Below are 15,177 nucleotides of genomic sequence, written 5' to 3'. Positions count from 1 at the left end.
AATCGTTGGTCTTGCGCAATATAAACATCGGCCATGCCGCCGGTGCCAATCATTTGCCCAAGGAGGTAGCGAGCACCTAATAATGAATTCATAATTGTGCTGCCCCTAAGGTGAGAATTGAATTATCTTCATCTGTTTCAACCAGGTCGGCGATAATTACAGTGACATTATCGGGAGCGCCATTTATATAGGTGGCATCGATTAAAGCATCGAGGGCATCTTTCCGATTCTTACCTTTAATCAATGACTTAATCTCTTTCTCGGTTAAAACAGAACTCAACCCGTCGCTACATACTAGATAGCGATCTTTAACTTTTCCTTCGAGAATAAGTAGGGGAGCGTGTGTTATTCCATCACCCATGAGAACTTGGGTAAGGACAGAGCGCTGAGGATGGGTAGCGATATCTGCCTCTGAAATCACACCTTGGCTGAGCAGCTCCTGAATCACCGTGTGGTCGAGTGAAAGTTGCTCAAATGAGTTTGCCCGCAAGCGATATGCGCGGGAGTCTCCAATATGGAGCATGGCAATCTTTTCTTGATGGAGAAAGAGCGATGTCAGAGTAGTTCCCATGCCCGAGAGTTCAGGGTTTTCATCTGATGCGCTCTTTATTTCCGTATCAATAGTGTGAAGTGATTGCCCAAAGAGATCGTCGGCAGAGTCAGTATCGATATCTGGGTGAGTGATAATGGTGGTGAGTTGTGCAAGTGTTGAGATTGCAATTTTTGATGCAACTTCTCCAGCTGCATGTCCACCCATGCCATCGGCAACGGCGATAACTCGTGGTGAAGTCAGAGCGCTATCTTCATTGCCTGTGCGGATAAGGCCAACCGCAGAACGCGCAGCAGTTGCGAAGTAGAGCTGACTCATGGGGGTAAGAGTAATCTCTTTGCTACTCTCGGTCTCATGCTCATCTACGCGCACCGCGGTGCTAGTGCGGATTTTCCAGAACTGACCATGGCCGCCTACGAGGCGGCAGTTGAACAAGGCGCCGATGGCTTCGAATGCGATCTGCGCATCACCAAGGATGAAATACCCATCTTGTGGCATAACGCGTCAATGCTTGAACGTGCTGGCAACCGAGGCCTGATTGCCGAGATGACATATAAAGAGGTATCCCGGGCATATCCACAGGTGCTCACCCTCGATACTTTCTTAGATTATGCAATCGCCAATAAGAAGGGTGTGCTTCTAGAAACTAAACACCCCGTCTTTTCTGGCAACCGTATTGAAGAGCTATTGGTGGATGCGCTCCACAAAAAGAAAGCGCCCGCAAAAATTGCAGTCTCGGTCATGTCATTTAGTTGGCTGGCAATCGAGAAAATGCGCAGAATAGATTCATCAATCAACACCACATTTCTGATGCATAAAAGAACACCATGGCTGCAAGCACGTTTTTCTTCAAGTTCGGCAATCGGACCAGGAATCAATGAGTTACGTGCCGAGCCGGTGATGGCGAAAAAGATTCGATCACTAGGGCGCTCGCTCAATGTGTGGACCGTTGATAAGGATGACGACATTCGTTTATGCCAGAAGTTAGGCGTAGATATTCTCATCACAAATAAGCCGGCACATGCACGTGAGGTACTCAGGTATCCTTAACCAGTGAGCACCCAAGACAGTCATACTTTTGCCTATTTGGGGCCGGTCGGAACTTTTACGGAAGCTGCGCTAAAAACAATCACCTGCGATTCAGATATCACAATCCCTTTTGCCAATGTCACTGCCGCACTTGATGCAGTGCGTTCTGGGCAAGCTGACTATGCACTCGTTCCCATCGAGAATTCGGTAGAAGGCGTTGTTGCTCGCACCCTTGATGAGCTTGCAACTGGAGAACCACTGACAATTGCTAGAGAAGTAACACTTGCTGTGACCTTTGCGCTCATGGTTAAGCCAGGTAATAAAGAAATCAAGCGCATTGGCACACATCCACATGCAGAAGCACAGTGTCGGACGTACATTGCGAAGAACTACCCACATGCAGAAATTGTTCCCACGCAATCAACATCTGCCGCCGCCGAGGCAGTGAGCAAGGGTGAAATCGATGCGGCCATTGCATCTGGTGCGGCGGCAGCGCATTACAACCTGGAAGTAATTGCTGAAAATATTGGAGATAACGCCGGTGCGGTCACACGTTTTATTGCCGCCCAAAAACCCGGGTGGATGCCAGAACCGACCGGACACGATCGCACCTCAATCGCTGTCTTTATCGATATCGACCATGCGGGAGCGCTCCTTGAAATCCTGCAGGTCTTTGCGCAACACGATGTAAACCTGACATTCATCCAGTCACGTCCAACGGGTCGCGAGCTTGGTCACTACCATTTCATCATTGATGTCGAAGGCCATATCAACGATGCGCCGGTGGGCAAATCCGTGGAAGAGCTCCGCGAAATCTGTGACGACATTAGATTCCTAGGTTCTTATCCACGAGAGGTGCGCGCATGATTGATATCAAATTCTTACGCGAGCACCCCGATGTTGTCCGCGCATCACAAAAGGGGCGCGGGGAAAGTGTTGAACTCGTAGATCAAATTCTTGCAATTGACGAGAAGAAACGTGCTGCTGTGACAGAGTTTGAAACGCTACGCCAAGAGCAGAACACTCTTTCCAAGAGCGTTGGCGCAGCTAAAGGTGATGAGAAAACAGCGCTACTCGAGAATGCAAAAGCGCTGGCCGATAAGGTAAAGGCAGCCGATACCAAGCGCGCCCAAGTGGAAGAGCAGACCAAAGCGCTAATTTTGCAACTCTCCAACCTATTAGACACCCAAGCACCAATAGGCGGCGAAGAAGATTTCCTCATCATTGAATATGTTGGAACCCCCCGTGATTTTGGCAAGGATGGTTTTGAGCCGAAGGATCACCTAGAGCTAGGTAAGTTACTCGGTGCAATTGATACCGGGCGCGGAGCAAAAGTTGCGGGTTCACGTTCTTATTACCTCACCGGTGTTGGTGCGCTCCTGGAATTTGCACTGGTTAATTACGCAATCCAGAGCGCGGTCAAGAATGGTTTCACACCCGTTATTCCGCCAGTACTGGTGAACTCTGCTGCAATGGAGGGAAGCGGATTCCTTGGCCAAGCAGCAGAGAATGTCTATCGCATTGAAAAAGATGATGTCTATTTAGTGGGAACATCTGAAGTCCCACTGGCGGCGATGCATATGGATGAAACTCTGCTGGCCGATAAATTGCCACTTCGCTACGCCGGATATTCAACGTGCTTCCGCCGTGAAGCCGGAACATATGGAAAAGACACTCGTGGAATTATTCGCGTTCACCAATTTGATAAAGTTGAAATGTTTACCTTCTGCAAGCCTGAAGATGCGCAAGCAGAACATCAACGGTTATTGCAATGGGAGAAAGACTTCTTGACCGCGATGGAGATTCCTTTCCGTGTCATCGATGTGGCATCAGGTGATCTCGGTTCATCTGCCACACGTAAATTCGATATCGAGGCATGGATTCCTACCCAGGGCGCCTATCGCGAAGTAACAAGTACATCTAATTGCACAGAGTTTCAAGGGCGACGACTAAATATTCGTTATAAAGATTCGGAAGGGGTCAACGCAATTGCCACCCTTAACGGCACCCTGGTTGCTATCCCTCGCATGATTGTCGCAATTTTAGAGAATCACCAAAATGCAGATGGCACAGTTAACGTCCCTGCGGCTTTGCAGCCATTTCTTGGTATGAAGAAATTTGAGGTTGTGTGAGTCTTAATCAAGCTTCTGCCCGCCGCCCAAAGCTCATTGCATCAGATCTCGACGGCACCATCGTCGCTCACTATGGCAATGTAACTCAGCGCACCATTGACGTTTTTCGTAAAGCCCATTCAATGGGAATTGAAATCTTCTTTGTTACAGGTCGCCCACCGCGCTGGATGCCAGAGATTAAAGAGGCATTTGGTATTGGTAACGCAATATGCGGTAATGGCGCCATGTTGTATGACCTTCATAACGATAAAGTCCTAGAACAGTGGCTTATGGAGCCCGAGGATATTTTGGAATCAGTTAAACGATTGCGTGCCGCGATTCCGCAGATTTCTTTTGCGGTGGAATCACATAATTACTTCCATCGCGAAAAGATATATATCCCGCGCTGGGATGTTGGTTTAGATAACATCGGAGTTGAGCGCATTGAGGAAGTAATTACATCTCCATCGCTGAAACTGCTCGCTCGCTGCTCGCAACAAGAAATGACATCGGATGAGATGTTAGCTATTGCATCAGTTGAATTAGAAGGTTTAGCAACTGTTACACATTCAAATCCGCATGACTCACTCCTAGAAGTTTCAGCCCTCGGTGTTTCAAAGGGAATGACACTTGCAAAGATGGCGGCTCGACTTGGTATCGATGCAGCCGATTGTGTTTCATTTGGAGATAATCCAAATGACTTCTCAATGCTTGAATGGTGCGGACGATCATTTGCGATGTCTGATGGACATCCCGACGGAGTGAAGTATGCAAAGGCAGTTGCTGGTCCATGTGAAGAAGATGGTGTTGCAATCATTATCGAGCAACTGCTCGAACTCCCTGCGTAGTCGCTCACCGAATTATTAAAGATGGCCACTTTCGGGTAATCTCTCCCACGGAGGACTCGCATAGCGGCCGAGTGCACCGGTCTTGAAAACCGGCAGGTGAAAGCCTCGTGGGTTCAAATCCCACGTCCTCCGCGCTTAACGCCAAACCCGCCTTCTAAACCGAGGTGGGTTTTGCATTTCCTGCACAAATTGTGGCTGACTTCATAAGCCATATGCGGCTTACCACCTAGCGGCTCTGAGCAGGTAAGCGCACACTTCTCTTATTAGAACATCCCATCAATCGGGAAAACTAGGGGAGCAGATATGTCCGGAGTTTTTTCTCCAACGCGCGCGAAGATTAAAGAGCGCACGCTACGCACGGATAAGTGGTGGTTAGAACCCGCAATTACATTCGGAGTTCTTTTTTCATTCGTTATCTATGCCACCTTTAGAGCTTTTGAGGGCGCAAACTATTACAAAGATCATCTGATCTCACCATTTTATTCACCATGTTTATCGAAAGCATGCCTACCAGAAGCAACAATTTTGGGGTGGACACCGGTCAGCGCCGAAATTTTTAACTTTGCACTTTCACCAGCACTTATTATTTTGATCTTCCCACTCGGTTTCCGTATGACTTGTTACTACTACCGCAAGGCGTACTACCGCTCCTTCTGGCTTTCACCACCTGCGTGTGCGGTTGCCGAGCCACACAGCAAATACACAGGTGAAACACGGGCACCTCTTATCTTGCAAAACTCACACCGTTGGTTCTTCTATGCAGGTTTAGGGCTTAACGTAATTCTTACCTACGACGCGATAATTTCATTTAAGAACGTTGGAGGTCAGTGGGGACATATGAGTGTTGGTTCCCTCATACTGCTCGTGAGTTCAACACTTCTCTGGTTCTACTCATTGTCATGTCACTCATGTCGCCACACTGTTGGCGGACGATTGAAACATTTCTCAAAACACCCAGTTCGATACAAGGTATGGACCTGGGTGTCTGCGCTAAATCACAAGCATCAGCAATTTGCCATGTACTCACTTGCCGGCGTTGCATTTGCCGATATCTACGTTCGCCAAGTTGCAACTGGCGCCTGGACAAACTTCTACTTCTTCTAAAGGATGCCGACAGATATGACTGCGAACGATTCAACTCTACAAAGAGAGAAGTACGACGTCCTTATTATTGGTGCCGGCGGCGCTGGTTTACGTGCAGCTGTAGAAGCTCGTGAAGCAGGACTTAGTGTGGCAATCATCTGTAAATCACTTTTTGGTAAAGCTCATACAGTGATGGCCGAAGGCGGCGCAGCTGCATCAATGGGAAATGTGAATGATAAAGATAACTGGATGATCCACTTTCGCGACACCATGCGAGGCGGTAAATTCCTGAACCATTACCGCATGGCTGAAATTCATGCCAAAGAAGCAACAGATCGCATCTGGGAGCTTGAAATGTGGGGCGCGCTCTTTGATCGCACCAAGGCGGGAAAGATTTCACAACGCAACTTTGGTGGGCATGAATACCCACGTCTTGCTCACGTAGGAGACCGCACTGGCCTGGAAATTATTCGCACAATGCAACAGAAGATTGTTCAGTTGCAACAGAAAGATGGCCGCGAATTTGGCGACATGGAGGCGAAGATTAAAGTCTTTGCTGAATGCACTATCACTGAAATCCTCAAAGAGAACGGCAAAATCTCTGGTGCATATGGTTACTGGCGCGAAAGTGGAGATGAAGTTCTCTTTGAAGCACCGGCGGTAGTTATTGCAACCGGTGGCGTTGGAAAAACTTTCAAGATTACATCTAACTCCTGGGAAGGCACCGGAGACGGACACGCACTTGCACTCAAAGCAGGCGCCAATCTTGTCGATATGGAGTTCTTGCAATTTCACCCAACAGGAATGGTCTGGCCACCTTCAGTGCGCGGAATCCTTGTTACCGAATCAGTTCGCGGTGAAGGTGGAATTCTGACTAACTCACTTGGCGAACGCTTTATGTTTAAGTACATCCCTGATGTGTTTAAGGCTAACTACGCTGATAATGAAGAAGAGGCAGATCGCTGGTATCTAGATCAAGATAACAACCGACGTCCGCCAGAGCTTTTGCCACGCGATGAAGTTGCTCGCGCGATTAACACTGAAGTGAAATCAGGTCGTGGTTCCGAACACGGTGGTGTCTTCCTCGATGTTTCAAAGCGCATTCCTGCTGAAGTAATCAAAAAGCGCCTTCCTTCGATGTGGCATCAGTTCTATGAACTTGCCGGCGTTGACATTACAAAAGAGGCGATGGAAGTTGGCCCAACGTGTCACTACGTGATGGGCGGAGTAGAAGTTGAACCTGATACTGCAGCAGCGGTGGGAGTCCCAGGACTTTACGCCGCCGGAGAAGTTGCTGGCGGAATGCACGGGTCAAATCGTCTGGGTGGGAACTCGTTATCAGATCTTCTTGTCTTTGGTCGTCGCGCCGGTGCTGGAGCCGCTGATTATGTAAAGAGTGCTGGTGTAAACCCAGTCTCTGCGGCATCGATTAAGTCAGCTGCAGATCGCATCGAAGCGCCGTTTAGTCGCGCAGGTGGCGAGAACTCATACTCTCTACATGCTGAACTCCAGGAGATTACACATAACCTTGTGGGCATCATCCGCACACGCACCGAAATCGAAGAGGCAATTATCAAAATTGCAGACATTCGCACTCGCAGCAAAAACGTTGCCGTTGCCGGTGGACGTTTATTTAATCCAGGCTTCCACTTGGCCTTCGACTTAGACAATATGCTGCTCGTTGCTGAATCAACGGCGAAGTCGGCGCTACTACGCGAGGAATCTCGTGGTGGGCATACTCGCGATGATTTCCCTGGCATGAATACCAAGTGGCGGCAGATTAATAACATTGCCAGCTTTGATGGCAGTCAGGTTAATATTAAGGAACAAGCTTTGCCAGTTATACCGAAGGAGCTCTTTGACCTCTTTGATATTCACGAACTTGAGAAGTACATGACACCGGAAGAAATTGCGAAAGGCGGATCCAACTAATGGCACGCACACTAAATCTTCGAATCTGGCGAGGAGACGCCAACGATGGCGGTCTTAAAGATGTACAAGTTGATGTCAACGATGGCGAAGTAGTACTCGATGTCATTCACCGCGTCCAAGCAACACAAATGGGTGATCTGGCTGTCCGTTGGAACTGTAAGGCTGGAAAATGCGGATCTTGCTCAATGGAGATCAATGGAAAGCCTCGCCTTGCCTGCATGACACAAGTTGCTTTATTTGGTGAGAATGAAACTATTACCGTTACCCCGCTTCGTGCATTTCCAGTGATTAAAGATCTCGTTACTGACGTATCTTTTAACTACAAGAAAGCGATGGAAATTCCAGCCTTTGAACCACCTAAGGACTTAGCGCCAGGTGAAGCACGTATGCAACAGGTCGATGTTGAGCGCAGTCAAGAGTTCCGTCAATGCATCGAATGCTTCCTTTGCCAAGATGTGTGCCACGTTGTTCGTGATCACGAAGAGAATAAAGAGTCGTTCGCTGGCCCACGGTTCTTTATCCGCATTGCAGAACTTGATATGCACCCTCTTGATACCTTAAAGAACCGTAAGAGCACCGCTCAAAAAGAGCATGGAATTGGAATGTGTAACATCACAAAGTGCTGTACTGAGGTCTGCCCAGAGCACATTAAAATCACTGATAACGCAATTATTCCTATGAAGGAACGCGTTGTTGATATAAAGTACGACCCAGCTCGCATGTTTGCCGGTCTTCTCAAGCGAGAAAAGCGCAGCTAACACTGAAAGCGGTTCTGCTTGTTTCACTGGGCGGTGTTCTCGGTTCTCTTACCCGCTGGGTACTCGCGCTAGTAATTCCGCAGAGCGGTAATGGAACACTTGCTGCAAACCTTTTAGCAGTTTGCCTGGCAATCTTCTTCATGGTCCTAATGGAGCGTCGCGGAATTACAGCGCTACGTTATTTCTTGCTTCCAGGCTTCTGCGGCGGTCTCTCTACTTTTTCTGCCGTGACATATGAGGCTGTGGCACCTGATGAAGCTGGGTTGACTTACTTACTTATCAACGTGATTGCCTCGCTCATTGTTGCTCACCTTTCACTTAAAGTCGCGCGAAAAGTTGTGAAGGCCAGCACATGAATACCTTCATGGTCATACTCGGGGCGGCTATCGGATCCCCTGCACGATTCTTAGTGGATCAATACTTCAAGAAATTTACAGATAAGCCTGCCGGAACTTTCATAGTAAACATTCTCGGCTCATTCCTTATTGGGCTAACTTTTGCAACAACTGAGCGCTGGCACGATTTTCTCGCCGTTGGCTTCGCTGGTTCTTTCACGACGTGGTCTACCTTTATCCTTGATCTCTATCTTGGTTACGAGCTCAAGCGCTACAAAGTTGTTGCAACCAACATCATTGCCTCCCTCATCTTTGGCTTACTGGCCGCTTATCTGGGCTACAACCTGGTTAGTTAGGCAAAATCGATAATTTATTCAGGAATATGCAGGCAGAAGTTCACTTCTCATTAACTTTCTAGACCACAAGACTCTCTATTTTTCTCTCGTTATTACGTGTACTGCGTGTAACGGGACACAAAGAGTGGGCGATGTTCTTCGAGGGAGTCGTCCACTTTTTGCTTTCTATTTATCGCCCTAAGACTCGCTTCATCCACATCTCAACATCATCTGGATGGCGCGGGATATTTGCAGAAAGATTCTTATATCCATCACTTGTCACAAGAACATCATCTTCAATACGAATGCCAATACCGCGATACTCGGGTGCGAAGAGTTCATCATCGGGTTGGATGTATAGACCGGGTTCCACAGTTAGTACCATGCCCTCACGCAATGGTGCATCAGAGTACATCTCTTTGCGTGCTTGGGCGCAATCATGCACATCAATACCTAAGTGATGACTTGATCCATGCAAAGTCCAGCGACGATGTAAGCCCACCTCAGGTTTCATTGATTCTTCGACCGAGATGGTGAGAACTCCCATATCGGCTAAACCACGTGCCAATACTTCTTGGCATGCCTTATTCACATCAGAAAATAGCGCTCCAGGTTTAATGGCGGCAAAACCAGCAAGCTGAGCTTCATAGACAAGCAGGTAGAGCGCACGTTGTGCTGGAGAAAACTTGCCATTAATAGGGAAGGTGCGAGTGATATCTGCGGTGTAGAAAGATTCCATCTCAACACCGGCATCGATTAAGACAAGTTCACCCGGATGAAGATCGCCATCGTTACGGGTCCAGTGCAGTACGCACGCGTGTGAACCTGCGCCCACAATAGTGTTGTAACCAAGGTCGTTACCTAATATGCGGGCGCGGCCATAAAAGGCTGCATCTAGAACTCGTTCACCGCGTGCAGTTTGAACAGCGGCCGGAATGGAGCTGATGACATCATTAAACCCAAGTGTTGTTGCATAAACTGCGCGCCGCAGTTCACTTACCTCGTACTCATCTTTACATAAGCGCTGTTCCGAGATGAATGTTGCGAAATCCTTATCAGCAGGTGAGAGAGATTTCTTGCCATCAGCTAATAACTCTTTGAGCTCACTCAAATTCCTGGTTTCAATTTGGTAGCGCGCCTTAGCCTCTAACAATGTGAATCTGCGACCTACCCAGAGTTCGCCATATCGGGCATCGCGATAGAAAGCTTCGGTATCTCTAGTAGAACGTGAATTCATATAGAGATAGGTAATGTGTGAATCTCCACCCGGTTCAAGTATCAGTACCGCATCAGCTGTTGCATCAGCTCCTTGCACGCCACTGTAATAAGCAAAGGCACTATCAGGGCGGTAGTTGTAATCGGTATCGCCAGCGCGCACTTTGAGTTCGCCGGCGGGAAGAATTAATCGCACTCCCTGAAAAGCTTGAGAGAGAACTTGCCTGCGGGAGTATGCATAGGTAACAACTTCTAAAGGCGCTAAGTCAGAGAGTTCACTTTCAGCCCAGCCACTTTTCATAAATTCAGAGAAGATTACAGAAGGTCCCTGATCGTGAACGCGCTCAGTTTTTTCCTGCGAGAGGCCAGTAGCTTCAGAATCCATAGCGAAATCTTACGATGGAATAACGAACATTGATACTGGATAAGTCAAAGACCCTTATCATCGCCCCTTAATAAAGTAATTGGAATCTGGCTGCCCTAATCTGTTATGTAGATGACGCCTTCAACCTCGCGCACCTCGAAACGATTCAGTGGATATGAGGCTGGACCACGTAGCACTGCGCCGTTCTTTGGATCAAAGAGAGCGCTATGACAAGGGCAGAGCAAGCCGGCGGCTGCTATTGCAACCGTGCAGCCTTGATGAGGACACGTGGCATCCATTGCAATTAAACCCTCTGAATTTCGGGCAAGGATATATTTGGTCTCACTCCCTTTACTATTTTTTGCCGTGAAAGATTGTGTTGAATTTACAGAAACTTCTGAAGACTTAGCTATAGGAATTTCATTCTTCTTGACGATAACCGGTTCGGGAGAAACAGTTGGTGAACTAGAAGGTGAAGCGGTTGGAGTCTGTGATGTGCTGGGGGAAGCCACCGGGATGACCTTTCCTGAATCCCACTTCAGAATTGTCTTTCCTTTACTTTTTCCTTTGATGCAGGTGTATAGCTTTCCCTTGAAAGAAGTTTTTTGGCCAAGAAAACGACACTTGGCCGTCGGAGTCGAATCGGCAAAGGCAGGAAACGCCATTGATACTAGAGCGGAGATAACTCCGAAACCGAGAATTCGCCGAGAGATCAGTTTCATCCATTAATTGTAAATCAAAAAAGTAAATAAGAGGTGAATGAAATCTGAACTGACTGCTTTTCAGGTAGAGATTCATTCACCCTACGTTGGCTAAATCTTCTCTCGCAAATCACTTGCACTCTACTTCTAGAGGAGATTGTCCTACCGCAATCCGACGTAGGTGATTTGCACCCTTTAACCAAGAGACAAGGAATTCCTATTGGATTGGAGCAGATAATCAGTGTTCCAAGTGATGAGATTCAACCTGCTTCGACAAAAGGAAAGGGAATTCTACCCATTCTTTCTCCCTTACTCATTATCGCTCTAGCTGGTTTATTTTTTTGGCGCCGGCGGGTTCAATAAGGAGAAAATAAAGGGCCAATTCATATCGGGGCCTCCCTCTCCCCATTCATTTTCTACTCGGGCTCCACCTTATGCAGAGTTCAGCGTCAGTTGGTAGCCTCGGATAATGCCCTCAATCTTTGAGACAGATACAAAGCTAGATCAATTGGCTTCCGTTGCAATCGCGCGAACCAAAGAGCTGATGAAGGAGTCGGATAAGTTACGCGACCGCCGAGAAAAGGCTAACCGAAGGCGTGTTGCTCGACTCTTTAAAGATCCCAAAGCTATCGAAGCAACTATTACCTTGACCGACGAAGTCATGCGTATCTCCTCCGTTACTTCATCATCACGAATTTTTAGGCGTGCAGCCAAGAAAGCCAGCATCGTTGGCTTTGGGCCCATCAATGGAATTGGGCTACATGCCATTGGAATTCTCTCTAACGTATTACCTAAACCCGTTGTAGCGGCAGTCCACCAGCGAGTACGAGCCCTATCAAAAGATTTAATTCTTGCTGCAGAGCCCGCAAAACTCGCAAAGCATCTGGGAAAGCGGAGTGAAAAAGGGCTAGCGCTTAATATCAACGTATTAGGTGAAGCCGTCTTGGGTGACCATGAAGCCGAACTACGTTTCCAGTCCATTCTGGAGATGGTGCGCCGCCCAGAAGTGAATTACATTTCAGTCAAACTCTCCTCCATCGTTGCGCAATTAATTATCATCGATATTGATGGCTCGATCAATCGTGTTTCGGAGAAGATGCGCATTCTCTATCGTGAGGCGCAGCAACATGGCGTATTCGTTAACTTGGATATGGAGGAGTATCGCGATCTGCCGATGACCGTAGCTGCCTTTATGCGCGTACTTGATGAAGATGAATTTGTGGCAATGAAGGCTGGAATTGTTTTACAGGCCTATCTTCCTGAGGCACACCACTTCTTTGGTGAACTCGTACAATGGTCGCAGCAGCGCTATGCGCGAAGCGGTGCAGGTATCAAAGTTCGTCTAGTTAAAGGTGCCAACCTGGCAATGGAGCGAGCAGAGGCAGAACTTCATGGTTGGAGTCCGGCGCCGTATCGCTCAAAATCAGATGTAGATGCCTCATTTGTTCGCCTTGTTGATGCCGCTTTACGGCCAGATCACTCGAGTGCTGTCCGTATTGGTATTGCTTCCCACAATCTATTTCATATGACCTGGGCCCTTGAGGTTGCCAAGTCGCGCGGAGTTTCAGATCAAGTAGATATTGAAATGCTCGAAGGAATGGCAAATGCTGAGGCGCTCGCAGTTACTCGCTCTGGTCAACCCGTGCTGCTCTATGCACCGGTAACTCAGAAAGATGATTTTGCGGCCGCTGTTGCTTATCTCATTCGTCGCCTTGATGAAAATACCTCAGATGAAAATTACCTGAAAGCCGCCTTTGAAATTTCGCAGAATCCAAAGAAATTCAGAGAGCAAGAAGATCGATTCCTGAAGTCAATTGCAGAGCGCCACACGATTACAACTGAGTCACTTCGTCATATTGAGCATGGTCAATTAACGAGCAGCACCTTTGAGAATGAACCCAATTTGGACCCAACCGAGCCAAAATTCATCGCCGCCGTTACCAAAGAAATTAGAAAAGTTCGCGCGATTAAAGATCAAGAGATTCCACTGGTAATTAATGGCGAAGAAATCTTTACCAAGGAGCAAGCAGAAGGTACCGACCCATCTGATAACGGAAAAGTTTGGTATCACTACTCAGTAGGGTCAGTAAAAGATGTAGATACGGCAATCGCTACCGCCAAGAAAGCTCAGGAAAAGTGGAGCGGACTCTCAATTCCAGAGCGCACAGAAATCCTGCTTACAGCAGCCGGTGTTATGGCGAAAGCAACTACCCAAACTATTGCCGTGATGTCACGCGATGCGGGTAAGACAGTGGCTGAAGCAGATCCGGAAGTGGCGGAAGCAATTGATTTTGCTCGCTTCTATGCCACTACTGCCCGAAACTTTGGTGAATCGACTCCGCTTGGAACAATTCTTGTTATCCCGCCATGGAATTTTCCTTATGCAATTCCGGTGGGTGGCGTATGCGCGGCCCTCGCTGCTGGAAATACTGTCATTCTCAAACCTGCACCTGAAACAGTTGCTACAGCGTGGGAGATTGTCAGCCATCTCTGGCAAGGCGGAGTACCGAAAGATGTCTTGCAGTTCTTGCCGATGCGAGATGATGAAGATGGAAAGTATCTTGTTACCCATTCAGGAATTGACGGGGTAATTCTCACCGGCTCATTTGATACCGCCTCGCTATTTACATCATGGCGTCCGGAAATCAATTTGATGGCTGAGACCAGCGGCAAGAATGCAGTTTTAATCTCTGCATGTGCTGATATCGATGCAGCGGTAAAGGATCTAGTCCAGTCAGCCTTTGGGCATGCCGGGCAGAAATGTTCGGCAGCATCCATTGCAATCGTAGACACCAATATTTATAACGACCCTGCATTTGTGCGCCAATTAAAGGATGCCGTTGAATCACTACACGTTGGCGCGGGTTGGGACTTTTCCACGACAGTGGGACCGATTATTAGACCGACAGAGAGTGCACTAAATCGTGCACTTACTGAACTGGAAGCGGGTGAAAGCTGGCTGGTTGAGCCGAAGCAGATTGATGCTGCCGGATTAATGTGGCGCCCTGGTGTAAAAATTGGAGTCAAGGCTGGTTCTTGGTCACATCGCAACGAATGGTTTGGCCCGGTACTTGCTGTGATTGAGGCGCCCGATTTTGACACCGCAATTCAGTATCAGAATGATACCGACTTTGGATTAACTGCCGGAATTCAATCACTCGATGAGCAAGAGTGTGAAGAATGGATCAACCGCATTGAGGCTGGAAACCTTTATGTTAATCGTGGAATTACTGGAGCGATTGTTAATCGCCAACCTTTTGGCGGGTGGAAACGTTCTGCTGTGGGGCCGAATGCTAAAGCTGGCGGACTTAATTACGTCAACACACTGCGCAATTGGCCGCAAGCAACAAATCTTGAGGCAGCAATCTTTGGTGTAAACACTTGGTGGGCGAAGATTGGTTCACAAGCAATTGATCGAAGTGGTTTAATTGTCGAGAAAAACTATCAACGCTATCGCCATTATTTGGGGCCGATTGTAGTGGTTGTCGATGAATCTACGACACAAGTAGAGAAGTCTTTGGTGCACCACATATCTGAAACCACGGGTGCAAAGATTATTTTTACAACAGACCTCAATGATGTTAAAGAAAAATACGTGCGCATTCGCTGGTTAGCATCGAGTAAGCCACCAATTTACGAAGAGTTACAAAAAGGAATTTCAGTTGACCACCGACCAATTGCACAACGAGGTGACATTGAAGCTTCTCGTTGGCTGATTGAACAATCAGTTGCAATTACTTACCACCGCTATGGCAACCCCAATGGCGGGCCAAAACCAGGCTGTTCAGGCTTGACGGCTTAGACGCTAGACTTATACCTGCAACTCGGAGACGTCGCATAGCCCGGTCGAGTGCGCCTCACTGCTAACGAGGTAAGGTGTAAAAGCCTTCAGGAGTTCAAATCTCCTCGTCTCCGC

At 47.9% G+C, this 15,177-nt stretch carries 13 protein-coding genes and 2 tRNA genes; 12 read left to right on the top strand and 3 right to left on the bottom strand.

The genetic code is table 11. The features are described from left to right. Positions 1-88: 88 nt before the first annotated feature. On the bottom strand, positions 89-868 hold the full coding sequence (locus AC9UEP_RS04670; RefSeq protein ID WP_509544428.1) for a PP2C family protein-serine/threonine phosphatase: 780 nt from the start codon (positions 866-868) through the stop codon (positions 89-91). 36 nt (positions 869-904) lie between these two features. Between AC9UEP_RS04670 and AC9UEP_RS04665 the strand changes: the two genes are divergently transcribed. The 10 genes from AC9UEP_RS04665 to AC9UEP_RS04620 all read left to right on the top strand — a co-directional run bounded on the left by AC9UEP_RS04665 (position 905) and on the right by AC9UEP_RS04620 (position 9,002). Then, the gene (locus tag AC9UEP_RS04665; RefSeq protein WP_509544425.1) at positions 905-1,600 is read left to right on the top strand and encodes a glycerophosphodiester phosphodiesterase; all 696 of its coding nucleotides are present in this window, start codon (positions 905-907) and stop codon (positions 1,598-1,600) included. A 3-nt stretch (positions 1,601-1,603) separates the two neighbouring features. Continuing rightward, the gene (gene pheA, locus AC9UEP_RS04660; RefSeq protein WP_509544423.1) at positions 1,604-2,446 is read left to right on the top strand and encodes a prephenate dehydratase; all 843 of its coding nucleotides are present in this window, start codon (positions 1,604-1,606) and stop codon (positions 2,444-2,446) included. Continuing rightward, on the top strand, positions 2,443-3,711 hold the full coding sequence (gene serS, locus AC9UEP_RS04655; protein WP_509544420.1) for a serine--tRNA ligase: 1,269 nt from the start codon (positions 2,443-2,445) through the stop codon (positions 3,709-3,711). Before pheA ends, serS begins: the two co-directional genes overlap by 4 nt. Further along, entirely contained in the window at positions 3,708-4,538 is an 831-nt protein-coding gene (locus AC9UEP_RS04650; protein ID WP_509544417.1) for an HAD family hydrolase, read from the top strand. The genes serS and AC9UEP_RS04650 overlap by 4 nt, the downstream gene beginning before the upstream one ends. A 49-nt stretch (positions 4,539-4,587) precedes the next feature. Further along, positions 4,588-4,670, top strand: a tRNA-Ser gene (locus tag AC9UEP_RS04645). A gap of 171 nt (positions 4,671-4,841) precedes the next feature. After that, positions 4,842-5,642: a succinate dehydrogenase subunit SdhC gene (gene sdhC, locus AC9UEP_RS04640; protein WP_509544414.1), complete on the top strand. Its 801-nt coding sequence runs from the start codon at positions 4,842-4,844 to the stop codon at positions 5,640-5,642. A 15-nt stretch (positions 5,643-5,657) separates the two neighbouring features. Beyond that, the gene (locus tag AC9UEP_RS04635) at positions 5,658-7,553 is read left to right on the top strand and encodes a fumarate reductase/succinate dehydrogenase flavoprotein subunit (RefSeq protein WP_509544411.1); all 1,896 of its coding nucleotides are present in this window, start codon (positions 5,658-5,660) and stop codon (positions 7,551-7,553) included. Then, the gene (locus AC9UEP_RS04630; protein ID WP_509544408.1) at positions 7,553-8,311 is read left to right on the top strand and encodes a succinate dehydrogenase/fumarate reductase iron-sulfur subunit; all 759 of its coding nucleotides are present in this window, start codon (positions 7,553-7,555) and stop codon (positions 8,309-8,311) included. Before AC9UEP_RS04635 ends, AC9UEP_RS04630 begins: the two co-directional genes overlap by 1 nt. 2 nt (positions 8,312-8,313) lie before the next feature. Continuing rightward, complete coding sequence (locus tag AC9UEP_RS04625) at positions 8,314-8,667, top strand: fluoride efflux transporter FluC (protein ID WP_509544431.1); 354 nt, start codon at positions 8,314-8,316, stop codon at positions 8,665-8,667. After that, the gene (locus tag AC9UEP_RS04620; RefSeq protein ID WP_509544406.1) at positions 8,664-9,002 is read left to right on the top strand and encodes a fluoride efflux transporter FluC; all 339 of its coding nucleotides are present in this window, start codon (positions 8,664-8,666) and stop codon (positions 9,000-9,002) included. The genes AC9UEP_RS04625 and AC9UEP_RS04620 overlap by 4 nt, the downstream gene beginning before the upstream one ends. Before the next feature lie 169 nt (positions 9,003-9,171). On the opposite strand, the gene AC9UEP_RS04615 is transcribed toward AC9UEP_RS04620, so the two are convergent. Beyond that, the gene (locus AC9UEP_RS04615; RefSeq protein WP_509544403.1) at positions 9,172-10,581 is read right to left on the bottom strand and encodes an aminopeptidase P family protein; all 1,410 of its coding nucleotides are present in this window, start codon (positions 10,579-10,581) and stop codon (positions 9,172-9,174) included. Between the two features lie 95 nt (positions 10,582-10,676). Beyond that, positions 10,677-11,282 (bottom strand): Rieske (2Fe-2S) protein, encoded by a 606-nt coding sequence (locus AC9UEP_RS04610; protein ID WP_509544400.1) that lies wholly within the window; start codon positions 11,280-11,282, stop codon positions 10,677-10,679. Positions 11,283-11,730: 448 nt separating this feature from the next. On the opposite strand from AC9UEP_RS04610, the gene AC9UEP_RS04605 reads away from it, so the two are divergent. Next, entirely contained in the window at positions 11,731-15,063 is a 3,333-nt protein-coding gene (locus AC9UEP_RS04605) for a bifunctional proline dehydrogenase/L-glutamate gamma-semialdehyde dehydrogenase (protein WP_509544398.1), read from the top strand. Between the two features lie 24 nt (positions 15,064-15,087). After that, positions 15,088-15,176 (top strand) — tRNA-Ser (locus AC9UEP_RS04600). Position 15,177 lies beyond the last annotated feature (1 nt).

Source organism: Candidatus Planktophila sp. (genome assembly GCF_040402315.1).
Classification (GTDB): domain Bacteria; phylum Actinomycetota; class Actinomycetes; order Nanopelagicales; family Nanopelagicaceae; genus Planktophila.
The sequence above is the reverse complement of the archived record's forward strand: the minus strand, read 5'-3'. Positions and strand labels throughout refer to the sequence as shown.

Coding starts and splice junctions, on each gene's coding strand:
- serS (WP_509544420.1), top strand. CDS start 2,443: ATGATTGATATCAAATTCTTACGCGAGCACCCCGATGTTGTCCGCGCA.
- AC9UEP_RS04665 (WP_509544425.1), top strand. CDS start 905: ATGCTCATCTACGCGCACCGCGGTGCTAGTGCGGATTTTCCAGAACTG.
- AC9UEP_RS04615 (WP_509544403.1), bottom strand. CDS start 10,581: ATGGATTCTGAAGCTACTGGCCTCTCGCAGGAAAAAACTGAGCGCGTT.
- AC9UEP_RS04605 (WP_509544398.1), top strand. CDS start 11,731: ATGCCCTCAATCTTTGAGACAGATACAAAGCTAGATCAATTGGCTTCC.
- sdhC (WP_509544414.1), top strand. CDS start 4,842: ATGTCCGGAGTTTTTTCTCCAACGCGCGCGAAGATTAAAGAGCGCACG.
- AC9UEP_RS04630 (WP_509544408.1), top strand. CDS start 7,553: ATGGCACGCACACTAAATCTTCGAATCTGGCGAGGAGACGCCAACGAT.
- AC9UEP_RS04635 (WP_509544411.1), top strand. CDS start 5,658: ATGACTGCGAACGATTCAACTCTACAAAGAGAGAAGTACGACGTCCTT.
- AC9UEP_RS04620 (WP_509544406.1), top strand. CDS start 8,664: ATGAATACCTTCATGGTCATACTCGGGGCGGCTATCGGATCCCCTGCA.
- AC9UEP_RS04610 (WP_509544400.1), bottom strand. CDS start 11,282: ATGAAACTGATCTCTCGGCGAATTCTCGGTTTCGGAGTTATCTCCGCT.
- AC9UEP_RS04670 (WP_509544428.1), bottom strand. CDS start 868: ATGAGTCAGCTCTACTTCGCAACTGCTGCGCGTTCTGCGGTTGGCCTT.